Raw genomic sequence first — 24307 nt, forward strand, 5'->3', positions numbered from 1 at the left:
GGGGAGGCGGGGCGCTATCCGGCGTCCCGCTTCTCCTCGTCCCAGCGCGCCAGCGCGCCTGACAGCTCGTCCAGGAACGCGTCGACCTGCATGCGGTCGTACCCGCGCATGGCGGCCGGCAGGCTCTTGCGAGCCCGTTCGATCTCTGCCTTCGCACCGAGGCGCTTCAGCATCACGTCCGAGGCGAGCGCCTCCTGGCCCTCCTTGATGAGGCGATTCACCTGGGCCGGGTCATATCCGCGCAGCCCGATGGTGAAATCCGGCGAGTCGAAACGCTGCCGGGTCAGCTGCCGGAAATCCGTGAAGCGGCTGCCGCCGTAGTTGGCCAGGGCCGCCGCCACCTCGCTCGACGGCTCCCGGACGTCGTTCAGTTCGAGCAGCACGAAACAGGGACGGTCGTCCACGGGGCTGCGATGGGTCAGCGGACGATCGACAGTCGAGCCGCTGGCCGGTACGAGCAGCAACACGGCGGACGGTGCCTTGTTGCCGGCAAGGGTCGGCAGCGGCTGGTCGAGGATGAGTGCGTCGATCTCGGTCCACGGCACGCGGCGGTTGAGTCCGGGCTGCCGGACGGTCAGCCCTTCGGTGCCGATGTGGAACCGGAACGGCCGGACGCCAGTGAAGGCGAGCGTGCCGCCCATCAACAATCCGAAGGCGCCGAGGACCAATGCCAAGACTGCTCGGAAACCGCTGTAGGTCAGGCCGCAGAGCAGCGTGAAGACACCGAGCGCCAGAAATGTGATGCCACCGATCAGGGTGGATCGGCTCCTGCGAAGCTCCATGGCCCTGCCCCGCTCTCCCGACGGTTGTTGCGGAGATCATCGCACCAGAGCACAAGGGTGCAATGCCCTGCGGCCGGGCATGGAGCCTCTCGTAGGCGCTGGAGTCTGACGCAAGCAGACCGTCATCTGTTCACGCAGCAATCGCCCGGGCAGCGGCATACATGTCGGCGGGAAGTGCGTGCGCGAGCTTCCAAATAATGCGCATCGGGCGGTCACCGGTGTGCTCCTGGTACGTCATCGGCCCGGCGTAGAGGTAAGGCGGCACACCAAGGTCGCGATCCGCGACCTTGGTCTCTCGGACGAACAGGTGCACGGTCGACCCCAGCTTTTCGTGGTTGATGTAGCGCTGCCCGGTCGCCGATGCCGACGCCGTCGTGCTCTGCGACTCCCACTGGAACAAGGCTTCGGTGATGGCCCGGTCGGCGTACATGGTGGTGGGGGAGTAGTGCTGCTCGGACTTGACCAGGGTGACGAAGAAGAGGTCGGCCTGCTCGTTGGGCAGCCACTTCACGCCCTCCCGCAGCGACCCCGGGTTTGGCATCCCGAACGCGGCGCACGCCTCGTTGCGGCTATACCGGGCGTGCACCCGCAGCGGCACCTGCCCCAGCCCAACCGGCTCGGTGACCCGGTGGATCCGATCCCGCAACACCTCGGCGAGCTGGCGCAGCTCGGCGCACCGAGCCGGATCGGCCCACAGCCGTGCCAACCGCTCCTCCCGCTGCGACAGCGGCACGTTCGGCCCCCACAGGCTGAAGTGCAGCATGTCCAGCAGCCGCCCATCGGGCATCGGCCCGCCGGCCGCCGCCTCCTCCCACAGCACCAGCCGGTCGAGGTCGTCGGTGTGCAGCATCCGGCCGATCGCCCGGCCCAGCTCCCGGTCATTCGCCCCCGGCGTCGGCGTCTCCACCCCGGCGAGCCGCCGCAAGCCACTCCAGCCGCCCAACGACGCCGATCGGTACACATCCTCGACCTCCAGGCCGGTCTCCCGCAGGACCTCGGCCAGGTTCACGTCCCCAAGCTGCCGCAGCTCAGCCACCATGCTGTTCTTCGAAGATGGGACCGCCCGCTCCAAGTTGCGAAGCACCACCTCCTTGGCGACCCGGTCCAGCTCGATGTGGCACCCGCTCGGCAAGGTCGGGAAGTCCTGGGATACTGCGTCGTGTATCTCTCGGCGGCTGACTCCGGTCAGGGCTCGCCAGCGCAGGTCGAACCGGAAGTTGGCGTGCTGCCCGCCGATGAAGTCGAGCACGGTGAGACAGGGTTTGTCGTCGTCCAGGCGCAGGCCACGCCCAAGCTGCTGAAGAAAGATCGTGGCGCTCTCAGTGGGCCGCAGGAGGAAGATCGTGTCGACCATCGGCAGGTCGACACCCTCGTTGAACAGGTCGACGGTGAAGAGAACGCGCAGCTCGCCGGCCTTGAAGTCTCGGATCAGGCTGTGTTGCTCCGGCCGGCCGACCTCCGACGTGACGGCCGCCGACGGTACGCCATGCTGGGTAAACCAGTCGGCCATGAACTCGGCGTGCCCGATGCTCACACAGAAGCCGAGCGCCCGCATCCGTCCCACGTCAACGAGCCTCTGGGCAGCCCGCAGCACCAACCGCGCCCGCGCCTGGTTGCCGGTGTAGAGGCCTTCCAACTCCGACCGGTCGTAGCCCTGCCCGCGCTTCCACTGAAGATGTGACAGGTCCACGTCGTCATGCATCCCGAAGTAGTGGAAGGGTGCCAACAACTGCCGGTCCAGCGCCTCCCGTAGGTGCAGCTCGACAGCTGCATGCCCGTCGAACCACCGCCGCACGTCGCGGCCGTCCGCCCGGTCGGGGGTCGCGGTCAATCCGAGGAGTACACGTGGCCGGAGCCGTTCCAGCAGCCGGGCGTAGGTCTTCGCCTCGGCATGGTGGAACTCGTCCACGATCACCATGTCGAACTGCTTGGGGTCGACTTCCTGCCGATGCAGCGACTGGATCGAGGCGAAGACGTGCCGCCACTGCTTTGGCCTGTCCCCAGCGACCAACCTTTCGCCAAAGCTGCCGTCCCCCATCACCTGCCGGAACATCGACCGGCTCTGCTTCAGGATCTGCTCCTGATGCGCGACAAACAGCAGCGAATCGACATCCCCGGCCCTCTGTAACCGGCGGTAATCCAGCGCGGCGACCACTGTCTTGCCGGTCCCCGTGGCCATGACCACCAGGTTGCGCCGGCGGCCGTGCACCCGCCGCTCGGCATCCAGGTCAGACAGGATCTCGGCCTGGTACGGGTACGGTCGCACGTCCAGGTTCGCAATCTCGGTCGCCTCGTCGGCGCGCTCGCCCCGCAGCGCATACCCCAGCCGCTCGCCATCCTTCGCCGGGTCGTATGCCTCGAACGCCGGGTCGTTCCAATAGTCCTCGAATGTGGCTGCGAACGTGTCGATGACGTGCGGCTGCTCGACGTTCGAGATCCGAACGTTCCACTCCACCCCGTCGACCAGGGCGGCCTTCGACAGGTTGGACGATCCGACATACGCGGTGCTCATGCCGTTGTTGCGGCGGAACAGCCATGCCTTGGCGTGTAGGCGGGTGGTTCGGGTCTCGTAGGAGACCTTGATGTCGGCACCCAGCTCGGCGAGCCGGTCCAGGGCTCGCTGGTCGGTCGCGCCCAGGTATGTGGTCGTGATGACCCGGAGGCGGCCACCGTGGTCGATCAGCTCCCGGATGGCGGGCTCGATGAGGCGCAGGCCGTACCACTTGATGAACGCACACAGCAGGTCGACTGAGTCCGCCGAGGCCATCTCGTATGCGACCTCGTGGCCGATACGCGGCTGGTGGCGGCCGTTGACGAGTAGAGCGCCTGCGGATAGGGGAGTAGAAGGGCGGTATGGGAACGCAGGAGTGGCGGGCGGAGTCGGCGGGGCGGCGATGGCATGTAGCAGACGTTGACTGTCGACGATCTTGTCGCCTGACGCCGCCGCGCCCGGTGCGATTGTCTCAATGCTCGTGGCGATCTGATTAGCGATCGCAACCTGGCGGGCGAGATTGTCGTCGCTCCCAGGGACGGCAGCCAGTGCTCGGCGAGCAATGGCAGCCAGATAGTGGGCGAGCACGTCCGGTGCGTCGACGGGATCGAGTCTGGCGTGCTGGATCAGAGCGGGATCGAGCCTGCGCATGCCCTCTGCAACCTGCTGAGTGATCAAGTTTTCATAGATTCCACGCCCAAGATCCGTCACACTAATGAGCTAACCATCCGTCGGCGTATGCCGCTGCGCCTAAAGGAGCCGTGTCGGCATCCAGATGTCTACGGACATCATCCGTCCGATTGGCGGGACTACTACGGACGGCGATCTCTGTGGATCCCTCTGACGGCGTGGCATGGTCAGTATGTCCGGCGGCGTCCCGGCTCTTGCTCGTACCGCGGGGGAAATCGCCGGAGCGTGTATAAGTGACGCTGTCTGGGACCGCTGCTCGGGAGGGCTCACCAATATGCCGCGCCGCCAGCAATGGCACGATCTCCCCGTCGAGGTGCGGCGCGAGGTCGAGCGGCACGCCGGCACTGTCAGCCGTGCCGAGTCGCTGCCCGACGGCGCGTCCTGCGAACTCGCCGTAACCCTGCACACCCCCTCCGGGCGCATCTTCTGCAAGGGCGGACAGACGAACAGCCCAGGTGGCTGGCTTTATCGCAAGGAAGCCCGGATCAATCCGTGGCTCCCCGACGCGGCACCCCGGCTCCGCTGGGCCGTCGAACGTGACGGCTGGCTCCTGCTCGGCTTCGAACACGCATCCGGCCCACACCCCAGCCTGGAACCCGGTTCCCCGGATCTGGATGCGGTCGCGGATCTACTGGCGGCGCTCGCCCAGGCGCTCACGCCCTGCCCGCCCATTGAGGTGCAGTCGTTCATCGACCGCTGGCGCGGACTCATCGCCCCCGAGCTGGTCGATGGGGACACCCTCCTGCATACCGACATGACGCCCCGGAACTTTCTGCTCGGCGATCGGCTGCGGCTGGTCGACTGGTCCGCCCCGTGCCGGGGCGCCGCCTGGATCGACACCGCGTTCATGCTGGTCCGGCTCGTCCGAGCCGGGCACAGACCAGCCGAAGCCGAGCAGTGGACCGCCCGCATCCCCGCCTTTGTCGAGGCCGATGGTGAGGCGATCACCGCCTTCACCGGTGCCCTGGTCCGCCTCTGGGAACGGGCGCAGCGTACCGCCCCGGCACCGCACCGTGGGCCGCTCCTCGACGCTGCCCGACAGTGGCGCGCGTACCGCCTGGGATTGCCGCCTGCTACCCGAAGGCTTGGGCTCGATCGCGACCATCCGCCAGTCCAGCTGTGCCGTCAGGGGCGACGCAATGACGCCCGCTAGACGGGCCACTGGCCGGCTTCCGCCACCGAGGCGGCCTTCTGATAAATCCCGAGCACAGCCTCGCTGAGCGAAGGTGCGACTGCGATCGTGGTAGTCGAGTGGGTGTCATGGGCAGCGCCGTTTTCGTCGATGACGGCCGCTCCTGCCTCCCGCGCGATGGCAACACCTGCCGCCATGTCCCACGCATGGTTAGACAGGGTCAGCGCCGCGTCCAACTTGCCCTCGGCGAGCCATGCCAAGTCGAGCGCAGCGCTGCCAGTCATGCGCACTCTCTCAACTTCGGCGGCGAGTTGCGCGGTCAGGGCGAGTCGCAATCGGTTCCTGGCCTCAGCATCCGGGCCTACCGCGTAGTCGCCGATGGCGACGATTGCTTCGTTCAGGTGATTGGTGCGGCTGGCCCTGATCTCGCGCCCGTTCGCGTAGGCGCCGCCGCCCTTGGCGGCCTTATAGAGCGAGCCGAGGAAGGGCAGCTCGATGACGCCGAGGACCGACTCGGCCTCGTGCACAAGGGCGAGCGAGACGGCGCACATGGGCAGGCGGCGCACGAAGTTGGCTGTGCCGTCGATCGGATCAAGTACCCAGCGCATCTCGTCCGACCCGACCGATCCTTCCTCTTCACCGAGGAATCCGATTTCAGGCGTCTCCGTGGCCAGGAACGCCCGGACATCGCGTTCGATCGCGTAGTCCAGTTCCGATGCGACGTCGCGATCGCCCTTCTCCGTCAGCTTGCCCGGCGACCGATTACGCATCGCCTCAGCCGCACGCCTCGCAGCTTCTACCGCGATCGGTAGCAGGTCCCGGTAGTCCGTCACAATGCCCGCCCGCGCTGCCACTGCGACTCGAAGACCTGGTCAAACACCGGGTACAGCCCTGCGCCGGGCAGGTCTCGGCGAATGACGAAGGCGGGGGAGTCAACGCCTCGGCTCTCTGTCAGGTACGGCTGCGCCACACACAGATCGTCCACCAGCACGATGTTGAAGCGCAGAGTCTCGTCGTAGGTCGCCAGGTTCATACTGTCCCGCCTGTTGGCAGGGAGCCGGTCGCGCACCCGCAGCAACGTCTCGATGTTCAGCTTCGTTAGCGCCGAAAGCTGCCCGGTCGGAAAGCCTTCCTCTGCCTCGCGGGCCTGGATCGCCGAACCGGCCGGATCGAGAAACAGGCATCGAACCTGTGCGCCGCTCGCCAAGAGAGCCTGCCAGCGGCGGTCCGCGTAGTCCTGGCAGAGCATGTTGAGGGACAGGCCAACCGCCCGTATGTCCCGAGCCCCATCGAGGAGTTGATCGGCCGGTAGATGCGCGGAGAGCTGTGACCGGCTCGGGTAGACCGCCGTCAGGCCGGCCAAGCCGTCATGAAGTTGGGGCGACAGGCTTTGATCCAGCGTGTTGAGCGCGAGCAGCACGTCGCCGGGTGGCGTCTCGGTGGTCTCCCAGCGCAGCACCATCTCGGCGCTCGGCCGCCAACCGAGTGGTGCGGCCAGCAGTTCGGCGAAATCGGTCGGCGACTGGCCGGCGAGGGCGCGGAGGACTGCTACCCGCTTGCGGGCCACTGCTCCCAGGTCTGCGCGGCCAGCATCAGCCGGCAACCGTCGCTCGTTGACGTTGACCGCGAGGATGAACCGATCGCGTACATCCTCGGCCGCCTTGCTCAGTGCGGTATCGAGCGCGGCCTGCATCTCCGGTCTTGGGCGGATCGTGTCCTGCCCGGCTTCCCATTTCGACACGGTCCGTTCGGCGACGCCCAGGTGCGCGGAGAAGTCTTTGATACTCATCCGCAGGGCCTGGCGCAGTGCTCGCGTTTCCCAGCCGGTCCACCGGTGCACGGTCGTCATCGTGTCGCCTTCGGTCACATCGAGATCGGTCCTTGGGCAGCGTAGCGTCAGATGGTGCAGCACAGTTACCGACAGGGTGCAGCCAGTAGCCATGTTGTGGACCCGGGCGGCTGACCAGGGTGGACGCATGGCCCGGGGCGGGTGCTGGGCTCCCGGTGGTCCCGCCCTCCCCCGAAAGCGGATCCGCTGTCCCCGCCCGCCCCGGTGCCGCTCCACCTGTTAAGAGGGGCCCCTTCCTATACCGGATCCGTTAACAAGGGGCCCCTCCTTACCTCTCGGAGGCGCCCACCGATGTCCGCCGTACTCGCCGACTTTCCCGTCCTCGTCCCGGTCACCGACGAGGACCTGGCCCTCGCCGCACTGGCGGTCCGCGTCCACGCGCCGGAACCCTGGCCGCACGGCCTGCTCTGCCGCAGCGAACGCGTCCCGTACCCGTGCCGCCTGGCCCGTTGGGGCCACGGCACCCTCGAAGCCGCCGGCCTCACCGCTGAACAGCTCGCCGGGGACCAGCGCGAAACCGAGGACCGGAGCGAGGCCAGGGGCCAGACACGATGACCGAGCCGGAGGCACGCGAGGTGGCAGCCCACTGGCTGAGTCTGGTGGCGGCGGACGTGGAACTGTCCGCGTACCTGATCGGGGTGGACTGGAACCGGCTGAAGGCGCACCTGGCGCGGTCGCTGACCAGCGGGACCGGCGGCGAGCCCGAGATTCCGTCCCTGGGCTGGTCGGAGGCGCAGCATCGGCGCGCGACCGACTACCTGATGGGCGTCCTGAAAACGCGCCAGGAACGCAGCGCTGCCGGCTTCTGGGAGGCGGTGGAGGACCGCTGCCCGGGCCTGCTGCCGGAGCGGGAGGCTCCGCTGCTGCACGCCGCGCTGCGACAACTCACGATCAAAGACGACCGCCCCAACAGGTTGGCGCTGCTGGCGGTGCTCGGCCGCGCGTACCGTCGCTTCGGCCTGCGCCCGGACCACGCCGCCGTCATCGACGACGCCCTGCAAACCGCGGTGCCCTGGCCGAAGGTCGAGCGGGCCGCCGGGCTGACAGGCGACGGCCCGGCCTGGTGGCCGGCCGAGGTGATCGGCCACGACCGGGCCTGCGACGGCGTGGCCATCCTGACGGTACGGCCGTGGCGGCGGCTGCCCTACTGGCCGGGCCAGGCGGTGCCGGTGTGCACGCCGCGCCGGCCCGGCCTGTGGCGCTGGCTGTGCCCGGCGAACGCGCCCCGCCCGGACGGCACCGTCGAGCTGCACGTCCGCGCGGTCCCCGCCGGCACCGTCTCCACCAGCCTGGTTCACGAGGTACGCCCCGGCGAGCTGCTGCACTTCGGCCCACCCACGGATACCGGCCTCGAACTCGGCAAAGACAGTCACCTGCTGCTGATCGCCGGTGGGACCGGGCTGGCCCCGCTGCGTGCCCTGGTCGAGCAGGTCGCCGCCGCCCCGGACGGCCGGCCGGTGACCCTAATTGTCGGGGCCCGCGCGGTGGAGAGCCTGTACGACGCGGTCACCCTCGACCAGCTGCGCCACGACTGGCTGACGATCGTGCCGGCGTTCTCCCACGATCCGTTCGCCGAGCTGGGTGAGCGGGGTGACGCGCTCACCGTCGCCGTCGAGTATCTGCGCCCCGACCAGGCGGTGTACGTGTGCGGGCCGCCGGCGATGCTGGCCGGGTCACGGCTGCGGCTGCACGCCGCTGGGGTGCCCGCCGAGCGGATCCACCTGCCGGAACGGATCCCGTGGCGATGACCGTCTACCGCAGCCGCAACGCCCTGCGCGGGCCGCTCACGCCCGACCAGGTCGCCGCGTTCGCCTTGCCCTCCACTCGGCTGGGCCGGCGTGGCTACCAGGTAGACCACGTCGACGCGCTGCTGCACCGGCTCGCCTACGAGCTGGGGGAGCGGTCCCGCCAGCTCGCCGAGGTACGCGCCGAGAACCGGCGGATCAAGAACGCCCTGCGCAGCTGGCAGTCGACCGAGGCAGCGCGGAGGCTCGGTTACTGACCCCCCATCCGGTCATCGGAGTTCGGGTGCATCATCTGGCGTCGCCCCTTCATTGGGGGCCTGTCGCCCAGATCACGCCGGCCCGTCTCATCCGATTCGCGCCCGAGTTCCCCTGGATCGGTGACACCCCCTGGCTAGGGGTCGGCCCGCTCGATGCCTTCGACCAGGCGATCGGCCAGGTCGCCGAGCAGCCGGAGTTCGTCGGCGCTGAGCCGGTCGATGACGAGCCGGCGTACTTCGTTCACATGGTTGGGAGCGGTCGCGGCAAGCTTGGTATAGCCGAGGTCGGTGAGCGTCGCGACGGTGAAGCGACCGTTGGTCTGGTCGGGTGCGCGGTATACGTAGCCCCGTGCCTCCAGTCGCTTGACCAGGTGGGAGAGGCGCGAGAGCGAGGAGCTGGTCAGCTCGGCGAGCACGCTCATCCGGAGTTGGCGGTCGGGTTCTTCGGAGAGCCGGGCGAGCACGTGGTACTCCATGAAGCTCAGTTCGGCGTCCTGCTGCAGTTGTCGTTCCAGCGCCCATGGCAGTCGGACGGTCAGGGTCGCCAGCGTGCGCCAGGACGCCAGCTGGTCATCGTCCAGCCAGCGGGGTTCGGTGGTCCGCGTTGCGCTCTTCGGCTGCGGTGATTCTCGCCCCACGAGCTCAGCCTACCACTGGCTTGAACCTTCAAGTGCGGAGCGCTAGTGTCTTGGCTTGAACATTCAAGTCAAGGTGGGTAGGAGGTTGTCGTGCAGTTCGGAGTTTTCACCGTCGGAGACATCGCTCCCGATCCGATGACGGGCTACACCTACAGCGAGGCCGAGCGGATCCAGAACATGATCCGGGTGGCGCGGCGCGCCGACGAGGTCGGGCTCGACGTGTTCGCGCTCGGTGAACACCACAACCCACCGTTCGTGCCGTCGTCGCCGACGACGCTGCTGGGCTACATCGCGGCGGTCACCCGCAACATCATCCTGAGTACGTCGGTCACGCTGATGACCACCAACGACCCGGTGAAACTGGCCGAGGACTACGCGATGCTCCAGCATGTGGCCGGCGGCCGACTGGACCTGATGGTGGGCCGGGGCAACACGGTGCCGGTCTACCCGTGGTTCGGCAAGGACATCCGCCAGGGGATCGCGCTGGCGCTGGAGAACTACAACCTGCTGCACCGGCTGTGGCGCGAGGACGTGGTCGACTGGGAGGGCCGTTTCCGGACTCCGCTGCAGGGGTTCACCTCGACGCCGCGCCCGCTGGACGACGTACCGCCGTTCGTGTGGCACGGGTCGATCCGATCACCGGAGATCGCCGAACAGGCAGCCTTCTACGGCAACGGCTTCTTCGCCAACCACATCCTGGCGCCCAACCTGCACTTCAAGCCGTTGGTCGACCTGTACCGGCAGCGCTTCGAGCACTACGGGCACGGCACCGCCGAGCAGGCGATCGTCGGGCTGGGCGGCATGTCGTTCATCGCCAAGCGCTCCCAGGACGCGGTTGACGCGTTTCGGCCGTACTTCGAGAACTACCCGGTGTTCCGGGGCTCCCGGCTCGAAGACCATATGGAACGCACCCCGATCACCGTCGGCAGCCCGCAGCAGGTGATCGACAAGGTGCTCACCTTCCAGGAGGGGTTCGGCGACTACCAGCGTCAACTGTTCGCGGTCGACGGGTTGGCCCTGCCGATCGAGGTGGCGCTGGAGCAGGTCGAGCTACTGGGCACCGAAGTGGTGCCGGTGCTACGCAAGGAGATGAAAGCCCGGCGGGCTCCGGCCGTTCCCGACGCGCCCACGCACGCGTCGCTGGTTGCCGCGAAGTACGGCGACGCCGAGCCGCGGCAGCCTCGGCCGAACCCGAACCGAGGTGACAACCTGTCCGGCACCTCGCCGTACCAGGACAGCGATCCAAGCGTCCAGGCGAACTTCCCGGTGGCGTTCTGATGCACGCCCTCATGCCAGCGAGGACGCCCATCGGACCACCACGCCAGCTCAACGCAGGAGCCTGACATGAGTACTCCGCAAACCTCGGCCGTCACCATCGCCGTCGTCAGCGCGGGCGTCAGTGCCCCGTCATCGACCCGGCTGCTTGCCGAGCGCGCCGCACAGCGCACTCTCGACCTGCTCCATGCCGAGGGCTCCCAGGCCACGGTGACGATCATCGACCTGGCGCCGATCGCCCTCGACATCGCCCGATCGATCGTCGGCGGTTTCCCCACCGAACCCGTTCAAGCCGCCATCGACCGGCTGGCCTCCGCCGACGCTGTCATCGCGAGTACACCCGTCTACAAGGCCGGGATCAGCGGCCTGTTCAAGTCCTTCGCTGACCTCATCGACAACGACCTGCTGATCGCCAAACCCGTCATCCTCGGCGCCACCGGCGGCACCGGCCGCCACGCCATGGTCGTCGACGAGCAGCTGCGCCCGCTGTTCGCGTTCCTGCGCGCCATACCCGTCCCCACCTCGTTGTACGCCGCCCCCGAGGACTGGGGCTCCGCAGAGCTCGGCAGCCGGATCAACCGAGCGGCCACCGAACTCGTGCTGCTACTGCGCAGCGGCGCACCTCGCGAGATCGCCGACGACAACTGGCGCGCCTACCAGCACCAGTTCAACGGCAACGCGACCCGGACCGAGCGGTCCATCGAAGACGTGGACTTCGACACGGACCTGATGCGACTGGCCGCCGGCGGCCAGTCGGCCCGGAACTCAGAAGACTCCCATGATGACAGGAGCGCGTGATGTCTTCCGAGAACGACTTGCGTGAGTACCCAGCGCCAGGCATCACCGTCACCTGGGACGCCAGCCGCTGTCGACACGCCACCGAATGCGTTCGCGGCCTGCCGCTGGTCTTCGACCCCACCCGCCGGCCCTGGATCACGCCCGAGGCCGCCGCCGTGGACGACGTCATCGACGTGGTTGACCGCTGCCCCAGTTACGCCCTGGGCTACCGCGCCAACGACGGCCGGCAGCGGACCGCGCCGGAGGTCGTCGACAACACGGCGATGTCACGGTTCGAGATCCGCCTTGGCGAGACGCTCGCGGGGTTCGCGGAATATCAGCGGGCCAACGATCTCGTCGTGTTCAGCCATACTGAGATCCGCAAGGAACTGAAGGGCAACGGGCTCGCCACACGTCTGATCACCGAGTCACTCGACATGGTGCGGGCGCAGGACCTGCGGGTCCTGCCGCTGTGCCCGTTCGTCATCGCATTCATGGCCGCGCACCCCGAGTTCGCTGAGCTCGACTACCGACATCGTTAGGTCGAGAGCGGCGTCGACGCCTGCGGATCGAGTGCTGCGCGCCGCTCGCGGGTCCGCGTCATGCCGCCGGCTGTTACGCGCGGCGTCGCCGCTGTCACGCATAGGCGGGCAGCTGCACTGCCTCGGCGGTGCGCCGGGCCGCGTTCGCGACGAGCTGCTTGCCGGGCAGGTACGGGATGAGCCGCACGTACTGGTTCAGGAACGCGGTCAGCAGCCGGCCCTGCGGCACCATCCACCTGCTGATGCCCTGCCCTGATTTCTGCGCGCCCTCGACGTACGGGCGCATGATCTGCTCGTAGCGGGCGAAGGCCACCCGGTGGTCGCCGCCGGCCGCGGCGAGTTCGCCGGCCAGGACGTAGGCGCCGACGACGGCGAGGCCGGAGCCCATGCCGGACAGCAGGCAGGGAGAGTAGGCGGCGTCGCCGAGCAGGGCGACCCGTCCGGTCGACCAGCGATCCAGGCGAACCTGGGCGACGGAGTCGAGGTAGAGCTCCGGCGTCTCCCGCAGCGTGTCGAGCAGCCGGGGCGTCTCCCAGCCGACTCCGGCGAACGCGTCGGCGACGATCCGTTTCTGCGCGTCGAGGTCGCGCCGGTCGTAGTCCTGCTGCGGCGATCCGAAGAAGAGCATCGCCCTGGCCTCGGTGTTGTGCCGGGCGCTGGAGACGGTGACGACCTTGCTGGGCGTGCGGTAGGCCAGGCCCGTGTGGTCGAGGCCGAGGTAGTTGTCGACGGGGAAGATCGCGCAGTGCACGCCGAGGTGGCGCACGTACTGCGATTCGGGACCGAACGCCAGGTCGCGGACGGTGGAGTGCAGTCCGTCGGCGCCGATCACGAGGTCGAACCGACGTGCCGGGGCGTGTTCGAAGGTGACCGTGACGCCCTCCGGATCCTCGGCGATGGCGGTGATGGTGTCGCCGAACAGGTATTCGACGCCGTTCGGTGCGGTGGCGTCGTGGAGGATGCGGGCCAGGTCGCTGCGCAGGATCTCCACGTCGCCGGCGAACAGGTCGGCCGGCATGCTGCTGACCCGGTGCCCCTCGGCGTTCACGTAGTGCATGGCGCCCATGCCGGTGCGGTGGCGCTCGATCTCGTCCAGCACCCCCATGCGGCGCAGGACGGACAGGTGGGCCTCGCCGCGGAAGTCCACCGCGTGCCCGCCGTCGCGCAGCCCGGGGGCGCGCTCGACGACGGTAGCGGTGAACCCGTGACGGTGCAGCCAGTAGGCGAGGGCAGGGCCGGCGACGCCGGCACCGGAGATGAGCACTCGCATGACGAGCCTCCCGAGGTCGATTGCGTAACCCATACGCATCACTGCTTAAGGATTAAACATCACTGCTTATGGTATAAGCAAGAGGTGGGCGTGGATGGCGATTCCGGGGTGCCGGCGAGCATCGAGGCGGCGTGGGGGCTGCGTAGCCGCCCCAGCTACGGGCCCCGGCCCGGCCTGAGCCTGGAACAGATCGTCGACACCGCCGTGCGACTGGCCGCCACCGAGGGCCTGACGGCGGTGTCGATGGTGCGGGTCGGCAAGGAACTCGGCACCTCACCGATGGCGCTGTACCGCTACGTCGCCGCCAAGAACGAACTGCTGGACCTCATGCTCGACGCCGGGCTCGGCGCCCCGCCGGCCGACCCCGGCGACGCCACCGGCTGGCGCGACCGGCTCGACCGGTGGTCCCGCGACTACCTGGCCGGCCTGCTAGCGAACGCCTGGATGCTGCAGGTCCCGGTGACCGCCCCGCCGATCACCCCGAACCAGATCGCCTGGCTGGAGCGCGGCCTCGCCGCCCTGCACGGCACCGCCGTCGCCGAGCGGGAAAAGCTGTCGATCGTCATGCTGCTGTCGGGCTTCGTCCGCAGTTGGGCCGCCATGGCCGCCGGCCAGGCGGCCGACGACCGCAAACCGGTCGACTACGGCCAGGCCCTGACGCACCTCGCCGACCCGCGAAACTTTCCGGCGATCACCGCCGCCATCGCCGCCGGCGCCATCGACCACGACGCGACCTACGACCCCGACGCCGAGTTCACCTTCGGCCTGGACCGCGTCCTCGACGGCATCGCGGCACTCGTCGACCGGCGTACGTGACAGTCAGCGTGCAACCGCGGCGATCTCGTCCCCGTCTTGGCCTCACGTGTGGTGGGCCAGCGCTGGAACGTCAGGTGCGGGTCGGGCGGTGCGCGGTCGCGCGTCGACGGCGAGAACCGCCAGCGCGGCCAGCGCCAGCAGTCCGCCAACCAGCGCGAGCGACTGCGGCCCCGGGCCGGGCAGCAGGGCGCTGCCGAGCAACGATCCGACGCCGATACCGACGTTGAAGGCGGTGCTGACCCCGGCCGACGCGAGGTCGGTGCTGCCGGGGGCGAGCTGGAGCATCCGGCTCTGCACGGCGGTGCCGAACGCCGCGTAGGCGATGCCGATGCCGGCGAGCAGGACTGCCGTGGCGGGCTGGAGCGAGCCGAGCGCGTACAGGCCGAACAGGCTGGCCGTGCCGACGCCCAGCGGCGCCAGCAGCGAGGCGACCGGATGGGCGTCCAGGGTACGGGCGACGGTGATCGTGCCGGCGACGCCGGCCACGCCGGAGACGAACAGCAGCGGCGCCAGCGCGGCGGCGGTGAACCCGCTGACGTCGAGCAGGAACGGCGTGACGTACGTCTGCAGCGTCAGGAAGCCGGTGATGCCGAGGGCGGTGGCGACCAGGAGCATGGTGAAGCGTCGGGCGTGCGGTGCGGTGCCCCGGGCGGCACCCCCGGCGTCCGGCGGGTAGGACGGGATCAGCGCGACCACCGCGACGGCGATCGCCAGGCCGACCCCGGCCAGTGCCGCGAACGGTGTCCGCCAGCCGGCCTGCTGCCCGAGCCAGGTGCCCAGCGGGACCCCGAGCACCGGGGCGAGCGCCGCCCCCATCGAGAACAGCGCCACCACCCGGCCGCGCACGGCGGCCGGGAAGGGACCGGTCACGGTCGCCGAGGCGACGGACCAGAACAGTGCCTGAGCCAGCGCGGTGACCAGGCGGGCGCCGGCCAGCACGGCGTACGTCGACGCGAGCGCGGCCGCGACGTTCGCCACCGCGAACAGGACCATGGTGGCGCCGAGCAGTTGGCGGCGCGGGATCCGCTGGGTCAACCGGGCTAGCGGCACCGACGCCAGCACGACCACGACGGCGTACCCGCTGACCAGCAGGCCCACCTGCGAGCGCGACCGGTCCAGGTCGGGTGCGATGACGGTGAGCAGGCCGATGGGCAGTAGCTCGGTCGTGATGAACGCGAACGCGGCAAGGGCGAGTACGACGAGCGCGGCCCTGGCCCTGCCTGGCGAAACCTCCGGCGTCACATCGCACCCCTCCGTCGTCGCCGGATCGCCTCACGGCGCTTCGCGGCCACGGTGATCCTAGATCTTCGGTCGGGGGCGGCCATCTTGGTTTCAGGCAACTCGGACGGTAGGCGGGGTCTTCGCCATCGTTCGCCAGATGTGGTCGCTCACAGGGATTAACCGACGATCTCGACCGCTACGTTCCGTGTGTTACCTGTTACTGGGCGCGGAATCAAGCCTTGTTCGATGCATCTCCAGCCGTCTATGTTCGCCTCGCCTCGACTGTGGGGCGACAACGGGGAGGGCACTGTGCCGACGCACCGCTGGCAGTCTCGCGTGTTCATCACTCTGGCCGGCGAGAGGTTCGCCGGTTCGGTTCGCCGGTTGGCGATCGTGTTGGCGTTGGTCCTGGTGGCGACGTTGTCGGATGTGCCGGCGCGGCCGGCCCGCCCGGCGCAGGCGGCATCTTCCGCAGCGCCGGCGCCGAAGCCCAAGTGTCCCGATGACCGGCCAGACGAGGTGTCGGCGGCGGTCTCGGCGAAGCTGTGCGACGCCCGGGTGGAGGTCGCGAGCCGGCGGTCGGAGACGACGCAGGTGTTCGCGAACCCCGACGGCACCCTGACCGAGGAACAGGCCCTTGCCCCGGTGCGGGTGCGTGAGGGCGACCGCTGGGTGCCGGTGGATCTGACGTTGGAGCGCCGGGCGGACGGGTCGGTCGCGCCGAAGGCACACCCGCGCGCGCTCACCTTCTCCGGGCCCGCTTCCGATGCGGGGGAGCATGAGCTGGTCGCGGTGGGCGAGGGCGACGAGCGGGCGGCCCTGGCCTGGGCGGGACCGCTGCCGGAGCCGGTGCTGGACGGCCGCACGATCACGTACCCGGACGTGCTGCCAGGTGTGGACCTGGTGTTCCACACGCACGCGACCGGATACGAGCAGCATTTCGTGGTAAAGGACCGGGCAGGGCTGGCGCAGGTGCGCAAGCTGAGCCTCCCGATGCGGACCGGCAAGCTCAACGCGGTCGGTGACGGCATGGGCGGACTGGTCTTGAAAGACAAGGCCGGCCGGCAGGTCGGGCGGGCACAGACCCCGTTGATGTGGGACGCCGAGGTCGCCCCGCAGTCCCTGGAACACCTCAGGCACGGCCGGGTCGGGCTCCGTACGCTCGCCAAGGGCACCGGTCGTACGGTCATGGAGCTGACGCCAGACGCGGCCTTCCTGGCCCGCGCGGATCTGTCCTTCCCGGTGACGATCGACCCGCCGACCTCGCTGTCGCCGTCGTTCGACGCGTTCGTGCAGACGGACTACAGCAGCGACCAGTCCGGCTCCGTCGACCTGAAGCTGGGTTACTCGGACGACGGTGGTACGCGGACGGCGCGGTCGTACCTGCGGTTCAACACGACCGGGTTCGCGGGCAGCCGGATCATCACCGCAAAGTTGCGGCTGTGGAACTACCACTCGTGGTCGTGCACGGCGATGTCGTGGGAGGCGTGGCGCACCGACTACGTGGACTCGTCGGTGCGATGGACGAACCAGCCGACCGCACGGGTGAAGGTCGGCACGTCGACGGAGACGAAGGGCTACAACTCGTCCTGCAACGACGGCTACGTCTACATCGAGGTCGGTGGGGCGTTGCAGTACGCCGCCGACAACAACCAGACCAGCGCGAGTGTGATGCTGCGCGGGACCAGCGAGTCGGATCACCTGTCGTGGAAGCGGTTCGACTCGGCCGAGGGCACCCACCCGCCCCTGGTGTCGATCACCTACAACAGTGCGCCGGGCACCCCGTCGGCGCTGGCGGTCGCGCCCTGCTACACCCTGTGCGGAGCGGGTGCGCGCACGTCGGCCGTGCGGCCGACGTTGTCGGCGAAGCTGGCGGATGCGGATGCCGGGCAGGCGTTGCAGGCCGAGTACGAGGTGCGGAACAAGAACACCCAGGCAGTGGTGTCCTCGTCGGGGTTGCGGTCGGGTAGCCCGGCGTGGACGAACGGGTCCACCGCCGCCTGGCAGGCACCGATCGACCTGGTCAACGACACGGCGTACGAGTGGCGGGTGCGGGCCAAGGACCCGTACAGCTACGGCGCCTGGACCGGGTGGACGACGCTGACCGTGGACACCGTCAAGCCCGGGGTGCCGTTCGTGTCCGCCGGCATCTACAAGAACGACGGGCAGCCGCACGGCGGCGCGGAAGCGCCGGACACGTTCACCTTCACCCCGCCGTCGGGCACCAACGATCTCGCGGCGTTCGTCTACAAGATCGACTACGAGGCGTCGGCGACGACGATCGCGGCCACCGGTGCGACGTCGGTGACGTTGCGCCCGCGTGACGGGCGCCGCACGCTGACGGTGCAGGCGAAGGACTCCGCCGGCAACCTGTCCAGCGCGAACCTGTACGTGTTCGACGCGGGCAACGCGGCGCTGGCGCAGCCGCTGCCGGGGGCGACGATCGTCAAGCGCACCAAGCTGCAGATCACCACCCCGGTGGCCGGCTACACCCGGGCGTACTTCGAGTACCGGCGCGGCCCGGGCGGGGCGACGCTGCCGGTGCCGTCGGCGAACCTGACCTCGGCCACCGGCGCCCCGATCACCGCCACCGCGGCCAGCCCGGTCACGCTCTCGTCGCTCGGCGGGTACGCGATCTGGAACGCCACCGACACCCTCGGCCTGGTCGGCGGCGTGGTCGAGATCCGCGCCCAGATCTACACCGCCACCGGCGGCACCCCTGCCTACACCACCCCATGGGTACGGGTGACGGTCGACTCCAGCGGTGACGGCGCGGCAGGCGACGACATCGGTCCGGGCTCGGTGAACCTGCTCACCGGTGACTACGTGCTGTCGTCGACCGATGCGGACGAGTTGGGCCTGTCGGTGGGTCGGTCGTCGTCGTCGCGCAAGCCGACCGACGGCTACCAGCCGATGGGGCAGCTGCTGACCGCGAACCAGCAGCAGGTGTCTACCGACCTGGCCGGCTTCACGGTGCCGTCGACCTCGTCGGCGGCCCGGTCGACTGCGCGGGGGCAGGGTGAGGTGACCCCGGTCGCCTCGCTGGAGATCACCCCGGTCACCACGACCAGCAACGACACCTACGTGGCGGTCGGCGGGGACGGCGGCGGCATGCGGCTGGGCATGGTCGCGGGCCGCACGTACCGGGCGACGGGCTGGATCTACGTGCCGGCCGCGACCGGTCTGGTGCCCGAGTTCGGCGCGCGCGGCCTGCGGATCGTCGGCTTCTACAAGGTCGGCACCGCCTACACCGAGGTCGCCTCGCCGATGGCCGGCTACACGGACGGCTGGCAGGAACTGTCGGTGGACATGACCGTCCCGGCGGGGGCGACCGAGGCGTTCTTCCGCCTCTACAACGGCACGCAGGGCGGCTCCGGGAAGAAGGTGTACTGGGACAACCTGTCGGTCACCGAGATCGTGGCACCATTCGGCCCCGCCTGGTCCGGCGGCGCGACGGGTGGCGCGGCCGAGGTCGACTACACCACCGTCACCCTGCCCGAGCCGTCGCTGGCCCAGGTCAACACCATCGGCGGCGACTGGATCACGTTCGCGAAGAACCCGGACGGGGTCAGCTACACCCCGGAGCCGGGTTCCGAGGGCATGGTGCTGGCCAAGGTCGGCACCGCGTACCGGCTGACCGAGCTCGACGGCACGGTCACCGAGTTCACCGCGCAGAGCGGGATCTGGGCGGCCACGTCGTCGTGGACTCCGGAGTCCGTCAGCACGACGCGATACCTCTACGACACTGCTGGTAGTCGGCTGTTGCTGAAGAAGGTGATCAACCCGGTCGAGCCGGGGGTCGACGACACGAACAACTGCACCACCGCGACCCCGGCCCGTGGCTGTGAGGTCCTCGAATACGAGTACGCGACCACGACCACGTCGGGGCTGAGCCAGACCGTGTTCGGTGACTACACCGACCGGGTCTCCGGCGTGAAGCTGTGGACCTGGGACCCGAACACCTCGGCGATGACCGCCACCCAGACCGCGAAGTACGCGTACGACAACCTGGGCCAGCTCCGCGAGGTGTGGGACCCCCGGGTCACCCCGGCCCTGAAGACCAGCTACGAATACGTCGCAGGTCGGGTCAGCAAGGTCACCCCGGCCGGTGAGCTGCCCTGGCAGTTCGACTACGGCAACGCCGACGTCGACGCCGCGGCGCTGCGTTATGACCTGGACGCCGGCTCCGGCACCACCGTCGCCGACTCCTCGGGCAGCGGCCGTACCGGCACCATGGCCAGCGGCGTCACGTGGGGCCAGGGCAACGACCCGGACAACCCGGCCGACAAGGCGGCGTTGTTCACCGGAACGTCGGGCCAGCAGATCACCGTGGCCGGCACCGCCCTGTCAAACACCTCGTCCTACACCGTCTCCGCGTGGGTGCGGCTGACCGACAAGTCCGTCAACCGCACCGCGGTGTCCAAGAACGGCTCGTACACCAGCGGTTTCTTCCTCAACTACGTCCAGGCCACCGACCGGTGGGCGTTCTCCCGGATGGACACCGACAGCTCCACGTCGCTGCCGATCCGCGCCTCGTCCAACACCTCCCCGGTGCTCGGCCGGTGGACCCACCTCGCCGGCGTCTACGACACCGCCACCGGCAAGATGACCCTGTACGTCGACGGCGTTCCGCAGTCGACCACCGCCGCGACCGGCGGCTGGAACGCCACCGGCCCGTACGTGATCGGCCGGGCCCAGTGGAACGCCACCTTCACCAACACCTGGCACGGCGGCATCGACGACGTCCGGATCTACGGCAAGGCACTCACCGCCGACCAGGTCGCCACCCTGGCCGGGGACGAGAACGCCGGCCGGCTGCTGAAGGTCCGCCGCGCCGCTTTGCAGCAGGGGTCCAAGACCGTTACCGACGGCGAGCTCGCCACCAACGTCGTCTACAACGTGCCGCTCACCCAGGCCGCCGGCGGCCCCTACAACCTCGGCGCCGCCTCCATCGCCGCCTGGGGCCAGGTCGACCTGCCCACCGACGCCACCGCCGTGTTCGGGCCGGAGAACAACCCGGGCCGCAACCGGGCCACGCCGAGCGCCCCCGGCACCAGCGGCTACCCGTACGCCACCGTCCACTACCTCTCCGCCGGCGGTAAGGAGGTGAACACCGCCACCCCGGGCGGGCACATCGACACCCAGGAATACGACAAGTTCGGCAACGTGATCCGCACCCTGGAGGCCACGGACCGGGCGCTCGCGTTGGGCACCCTGCCAAACGCCAGCACCTACCTCGCCGAACTCGGGTTGGCCGGCTCCGATACCGCCAGCCGGGCCCTGGCCTTGTCGACGGTCAGCACGTACAGCTCTGACGGCATCGACCTGATCGACACCCTCGGCCCGACCTCGCTCATGGCCCTGGAAAACCCGGTCGCCGACCCGGACGGGGCCGGGCCGCTGGAAGCGATCTCGGCCGGCGAGACGGTGATCGGGCGGGCACACACGGTCAACACCTACGACGAGGGCAAGCCGGACGGCGCCACCTACCACCTCGTGACGACCGAGAGCGAGAGCGCGCAGATCGTTGGCTATCCCGACGCCGACGTACGGGTCAGCAAGAACGGCTACGACCCCCACAACGGCGGCACGTCCGGCTGGGTCCTGAAGACCCCGACCACGGTGATCGCCGACGCCGGGCCGGGCGGCCGGAACCTGACCGCCTACAGCGTGCACGACAGCGCGGGCCGGATCCTCAAGTCCTGGGGCATCGGATCGTCGGGCTCGGACGCGAAGGGCAGCCACACGATCTACTACACGGCCGGCCCGAACGCCAGCCAGGCATCCTGCGGGAACAAACCGGAGTGGGCCGGCCAGGCGTGCGTGACCAACGCCAACGGCACGATCACCGGTCACGACTCGGCGCGGATGCCCGGCAGCCTGCCGTGGCGCAACATCGAGCGGTACAACCGGTGGGGTGACCAGGAGAAGGTCGTCGACCACGTCGAGGCCACCTACCGGGTCAGCACCACCAACTACGACCCGGCCGGGCGGGTCATCTCCACCTGGGTCTCAAACGACCTCGGCGGATCCTTGGGCTCGGTGACCACGGTTCACGACACCGCCACGGGCAACGTGGTGCAGACCCTCTTCGACGGCACCACCATCACCCGCGAGTACGACTTGCTGGGCCGCCTCGCCGCGTACACCGACGCGGACGGTGGGCGGACCGTCAACGAGTTCGACCGGTACGGCAAGCCGTCGAAGGTGTCCGACCCGACCGGCTACTCCACCTTCACCTACGACCGGGCGGCCGAACCGCGGGGCCTGCTGACCAGTGTCACCGACAGCGTGGCCGGCACGTTCAACGCCAAGTACTCGCCCGACGGGCAGCTCACCGAGCTGAAGTACCCCGGGGGTCTGACCCGCACCGACCGGCTCAACGCCAACCTGCAACCGGTGGAGCGCAGCTACACCCGCGACTCCGACGGGGAGACGATCTTCTCCGAGTCGGTGGTGGCGAACACCGCCGGTCAGTGGGTAGACCACACCTATACCGGCGGCGCCAAGAACTACGGCTACGACCGCCTCGGCCGCCTGGTGAAGACCCGGCACGACAGCGCCATCACCGGCGGCTGCGTCACCCGCACCTACACCTACGACGACCGCTCCAACCGCACCCGCAAGTCCACCTACGCCCCCGGTGGAGACGGCACCTGCCAGGAGGACACGGCCGACGCGGAGGACGACCATAGCTACGACACCGCCGACCGCCTCATCGACCCCGGCTACGTCTACGACAAGTTCGGCCGCACCACCGCCCTGCCCGGCGGGCTGACCAACACCTACTACGCCAACGACCTGATCAAACAACAGCAGCTCGACGACACCCGCCAGACGTGGACCCTCGACCCCGCGTACCGGTTCCGGGCCTTCACCACCGAAACCCTCGTCGACGAGACCTGGACCAACACCACGTCCAGGCTCAACCACTACGGCGACGACTCCGACGAACCCCGCTGGATCGTCGAGGACACCAGCCTCGGCAATGTCACCCGTAACGTCTCCGGCCCCGACGGAGACCTCGTCGCCACCACCTCGGGCACCGGGGACGTACGCCTGCAGTTGACCAACCTGCACGGCGACATCGCGGTCACCATCGACCCCGGGCTGACCGAACCCGAGTTCTTCGACTACGACGAGTTTGGCGTCCCGATGGCCGGGCAGGCCAACCAGCGGTACGGCTGGCTCGGCGGCAAACAACGCTCCGCCGAAGCCCTCGGCGACGTCATCCTCATGGGCGTCCGCCTCTACAGCCCCGCCCTCGGACGATTCCTACAGGTCGACCCCATCGACGGCGGCAACGCCACCGCCTACGACTACTGCGCCGGCGACCCGGTCAACTGCACCGACCTCGACGGCAAATGGGGCTGGGGCAGCATCAAGAAGGGCCTGTCCAAGGTCGCCAAGGTCGCGTCGTACGCCTCCATGATCCCCGGCCCGATCGGCACCATCGCCGGCGTCGTCTCCGCCGTCTCCTACGCCGCCACCGGCAACTGGAAAGAAGCCGCCTGGGCCTTCGCCGGAGCCGCAGCCGCCGTCGTCGGCGCTGGCGCAGCCGTCAAGGGCGCCCGCCTCGCCGTCACCGCGATCCGCGCCTCCAGCAAGAGCGGCAGACTCGCCTCCGCAGGACAGAAGATCGCCCGCGCGGCGCGCAGGTGTAACAGCTTCGCCCCCGACACCCCGGTCCTGATGGCCGACGGCACCTACCAGACCATCCACACAATCCAGGTGGGCGACTGGGTCACCGCTACCGACCCCGAAACGGGCCAACGGCAGGCCCGACCCGTCCTGGCCGTCTTCGTCAGCGAGAACACCCGCCACATCGTCGACATCGACCTCGATCGTGGCCGCGAGGGTGTCCTCACCGCGACCGCCGAGCACCCGATCTGGGTTGATGGCAAGGGCTGGACCAACGCCATCCAGGTCGCGGCCGGGGACGCGATCATCGGCAGCCACGGCGAACGGGCCTTGGTCCAACACGTCCTCGACCGCGGTTGGCTGCCACGCCAGACCGTCTACAACCTCAACGTCGGCGACACCCACACCTACGTGGTCGCGGTTGACGGCGCTGAGCTTGTCGTACACAACTCAACTTGCTCGATCAAGGAACACCTTCGGCAGGTGAAGAAGTACGGAAAGGGCGGATACAAAGTCCTGCAGAATGGACGAGTCCGCTACTATGGCAAGGTTTCTCCCGCTAAGAATCCAGGCGAGTCGGCGGGGCGGAGGATGGTTCGGGAGTGGAATCCTGCCACCGGCAAGAAGCGGGACTGGCATGAAACCTTGGACCATTCGGGTCGGGTCAGGCAGGTTCGGATTATGAAGAACGGCAGGAAGGTTCATTATGTCTTCAACCGCATCGGGAGACTCATTGATCGGTGGTGATGAGGCAGGCCTGCCGAATCGAACTCAGATCCGCGATTGCCTCGTATCTTTGATCAATGGCACCCTGAGTGTCGATGCGGTAGCGACCTGGGCCCGCAGATGGCTTTTGGATGACGACGTTGATATCCGTGATGATGTGATTTTGGATGTGTTGGATACCCTTGCGGGGGCAGACATCGAGACGACTCCAGGTGTGCACCTTCACGGGCAGGAAGATTTCGAATCCTGGCTCACGGATTTTGACCTACAAGTAGATGCGGCTAGGGATATCTCATGATCCCGTCATGAGGTCAGCGGATGGCGCGCGACGACCGCACCTTCGAGGGGGCGACAAGAACGAAGCGTGCGGCGCACAGTGTGCTGATGCCAATCATCAAACGCCAAATGATGGTAGCTGGCGGAGGGCTGGGGGCTTGACATTGGCCAGGCGTTGC

At 68.8% G+C, this 24307-nt stretch carries 17 protein-coding genes; 10 read left to right on the plus strand and 7 right to left on the minus strand.

Annotation, left to right across the window (positions count from 1 at the left end; all coding sequences use genetic code 11):
• Positions 1–14: 14 nt before the first annotated feature.
• Both ACIRG9_RS01840 and ACIRG9_RS01845 read right to left on the minus strand, forming a co-directional pair.
• Positions 15–668, minus strand: a complete 654-nt coding sequence (locus ACIRG9_RS01840; RefSeq protein ID WP_402848682.1) for a DivIVA domain-containing protein — start codon at positions 666–668, stop codon at positions 15–17.
• A gap of 244 nt (positions 669–912) precedes the next feature.
• Positions 913–3924 (minus strand): DUF3427 domain-containing protein, encoded by a 3012-nt coding sequence (locus ACIRG9_RS01845; protein ID WP_402850207.1) that lies wholly within the window; start codon positions 3922–3924, stop codon positions 913–915.
• Between the two features lie 313 nt (positions 3925–4237).
• Between ACIRG9_RS01845 and ACIRG9_RS01850 the strand changes: the two genes are divergently transcribed.
• Positions 4238–5116, plus strand: coding sequence for a hypothetical protein (locus ACIRG9_RS01850; protein ID WP_402848685.1), 879 nt, complete (start codon positions 4238–4240; stop codon positions 5114–5116).
• Here ACIRG9_RS01850 and ACIRG9_RS01855 read toward each other — a convergent pair.
• Complete coding sequence (locus ACIRG9_RS01855; RefSeq protein ID WP_402848686.1) at positions 5113–5928, minus strand: inositol monophosphatase family protein; 816 nt, start codon at positions 5926–5928, stop codon at positions 5113–5115. The genes ACIRG9_RS01850 and ACIRG9_RS01855 overlap by 4 nt on opposite strands.
• Positions 5925–7007, minus strand: a complete 1083-nt coding sequence (locus tag ACIRG9_RS01860; RefSeq protein ID WP_402848689.1) for a DUF5919 domain-containing protein — start codon at positions 7005–7007, stop codon at positions 5925–5927. Before ACIRG9_RS01860 ends, ACIRG9_RS01855 begins: the two co-directional genes overlap by 4 nt.
• A gap of 228 nt (positions 7008–7235) precedes the next feature.
• Here ACIRG9_RS01860 and ACIRG9_RS01865 point away from each other — a divergent pair, with 228 nt between their 5' ends.
• The 3 genes from ACIRG9_RS01865 to ACIRG9_RS01875 are packed head-to-tail and all read left to right on the plus strand — an operon-like array spanning position 7236 to position 8946.
• A complete protein-coding gene (locus tag ACIRG9_RS01865; RefSeq protein WP_402848691.1) occupies positions 7236–7499 on the plus strand; it encodes a hypothetical protein in 264 nt (87 codons plus the stop codon).
• Positions 7496–8692: an FAD-binding oxidoreductase gene (locus tag ACIRG9_RS01870; protein ID WP_402848693.1), complete on the plus strand. Its 1197-nt coding sequence runs from the start codon at positions 7496–7498 to the stop codon at positions 8690–8692. Before ACIRG9_RS01865 ends, ACIRG9_RS01870 begins: the two co-directional genes overlap by 4 nt.
• Positions 8689–8946 carry a DivIVA domain-containing protein gene (locus ACIRG9_RS01875; RefSeq protein ID WP_402848696.1) on the plus strand — a complete coding sequence of 86 codons (258 nt, stop codon included), beginning with the start codon at positions 8689–8691 and terminating at the stop codon, positions 8944–8946. The genes ACIRG9_RS01870 and ACIRG9_RS01875 overlap by 4 nt, the downstream gene beginning before the upstream one ends.
• Positions 8947–9080: 134 nt before the next feature.
• Here the strand turns inward: ACIRG9_RS01875 and ACIRG9_RS01880 are convergent, their stop codons facing one another.
• The gene (locus ACIRG9_RS01880) at positions 9081–9584 is read right to left on the minus strand and encodes a MarR family winged helix-turn-helix transcriptional regulator (RefSeq protein ID WP_402848699.1); all 504 of its coding nucleotides are present in this window, start codon (positions 9582–9584) and stop codon (positions 9081–9083) included.
• 90 nt (positions 9585–9674) lie between these two features.
• On the opposite strand from ACIRG9_RS01880, the gene ACIRG9_RS01885 reads away from it, so the two are divergent.
• The 3 genes from ACIRG9_RS01885 to ACIRG9_RS01895 all read left to right on the plus strand — a co-directional run bounded on the left by ACIRG9_RS01885 (position 9675) and on the right by ACIRG9_RS01895 (position 12178).
• The gene (locus ACIRG9_RS01885; protein WP_402848702.1) at positions 9675–10862 is read left to right on the plus strand and encodes a CE1758 family FMN-dependent luciferase-like monooxygenase; all 1188 of its coding nucleotides are present in this window, start codon (positions 9675–9677) and stop codon (positions 10860–10862) included.
• Positions 10863–10928: 66 nt separating this feature from the next.
• Positions 10929–11657 carry a CE1759 family FMN reductase gene (locus ACIRG9_RS01890; protein WP_402848704.1) on the plus strand — a complete coding sequence of 243 codons (729 nt, stop codon included), beginning with the start codon at positions 10929–10931 and terminating at the stop codon, positions 11655–11657.
• Positions 11657–12178: an N-acetyltransferase gene (locus ACIRG9_RS01895; RefSeq protein WP_402848706.1), complete on the plus strand. Its 522-nt coding sequence runs from the start codon at positions 11657–11659 to the stop codon at positions 12176–12178. Before ACIRG9_RS01890 ends, ACIRG9_RS01895 begins: the two co-directional genes overlap by 1 nt.
• A gap of 94 nt (positions 12179–12272) precedes the next feature.
• Here ACIRG9_RS01895 and ACIRG9_RS01900 read toward each other — a convergent pair whose 3' ends face one another.
• Positions 12273–13448 carry an FAD-dependent monooxygenase gene (locus ACIRG9_RS01900; RefSeq protein ID WP_402848709.1) on the minus strand — a complete coding sequence of 392 codons (1176 nt, stop codon included), beginning with the start codon at positions 13446–13448 and terminating at the stop codon, positions 12273–12275.
• 90 nt (positions 13449–13538) lie between these two features.
• Here ACIRG9_RS01900 and ACIRG9_RS01905 point away from each other — a divergent pair, with 90 nt between their 5' ends.
• Positions 13539–14264, plus strand: coding sequence for a TetR/AcrR family transcriptional regulator (locus ACIRG9_RS01905; protein WP_402848711.1), 726 nt, complete (start codon positions 13539–13541; stop codon positions 14262–14264).
• Positions 14265–14306: 42 nt separating this feature from the next.
• Here the strand turns inward: ACIRG9_RS01905 and ACIRG9_RS01910 are convergent, their stop codons facing one another.
• Positions 14307–15506, minus strand: a complete 1200-nt coding sequence (locus ACIRG9_RS01910; protein ID WP_402848713.1) for an MFS transporter — start codon at positions 15504–15506, stop codon at positions 14307–14309.
• A gap of 315 nt (positions 15507–15821) precedes the next feature.
• Here ACIRG9_RS01910 and ACIRG9_RS01915 point away from each other — a divergent pair, with 315 nt between their 5' ends.
• Positions 15822–23873: a LamG-like jellyroll fold domain-containing protein gene (locus ACIRG9_RS01915; protein WP_402848716.1), complete on the plus strand. Its 8052-nt coding sequence runs from the start codon at positions 15822–15824 to the stop codon at positions 23871–23873.
• On the plus strand, positions 23860–24150 hold the full coding sequence (locus ACIRG9_RS01920; RefSeq protein ID WP_402848719.1) for a hypothetical protein: 291 nt from the start codon (positions 23860–23862) through the stop codon (positions 24148–24150). Before ACIRG9_RS01915 ends, ACIRG9_RS01920 begins: the two co-directional genes overlap by 14 nt.
• Positions 24151–24307: the final 157 nt, after the last annotated feature.

It is taken from the genome of Micromonospora sp. NPDC093277, assembly GCF_044765245.1.
Classification (GTDB): Bacteria; Actinomycetota; Actinomycetes; order Mycobacteriales; family Micromonosporaceae; genus Micromonospora.

Excerpts from the sequence above, each read along its gene's own strand:
- ACIRG9_RS01875 (WP_402848696.1), top strand. The coding sequence starts at position 8,689 with ATGACCGTCTACCGCAGCCGCAACGCCCTGCGCGGGCCGCTCACGCCC.
- ACIRG9_RS01850 (WP_402848685.1), top strand. The coding sequence starts at position 4,238 with ATGCCGCGCCGCCAGCAATGGCACGATCTCCCCGTCGAGGTGCGGCGC.
- ACIRG9_RS01895 (WP_402848706.1), top strand. The coding sequence starts at position 11,657 with ATGTCTTCCGAGAACGACTTGCGTGAGTACCCAGCGCCAGGCATCACC.
- ACIRG9_RS01865 (WP_402848691.1), top strand. The coding sequence starts at position 7,236 with ATGTCCGCCGTACTCGCCGACTTTCCCGTCCTCGTCCCGGTCACCGAC.
- ACIRG9_RS01890 (WP_402848704.1), top strand. The coding sequence starts at position 10,929 with ATGAGTACTCCGCAAACCTCGGCCGTCACCATCGCCGTCGTCAGCGCG.
- ACIRG9_RS01870 (WP_402848693.1), top strand. The coding sequence starts at position 7,496 with ATGACCGAGCCGGAGGCACGCGAGGTGGCAGCCCACTGGCTGAGTCTG.
- ACIRG9_RS01845 (WP_402850207.1), bottom strand. The coding sequence starts at position 3,924 with ATGCGCAGGCTCGATCCCGCTCTGATCCAGCACGCCAGACTCGATCCC.
- ACIRG9_RS01900 (WP_402848709.1), bottom strand. The coding sequence starts at position 13,448 with ATGCGAGTGCTCATCTCCGGTGCCGGCGTCGCCGGCCCTGCCCTCGCC.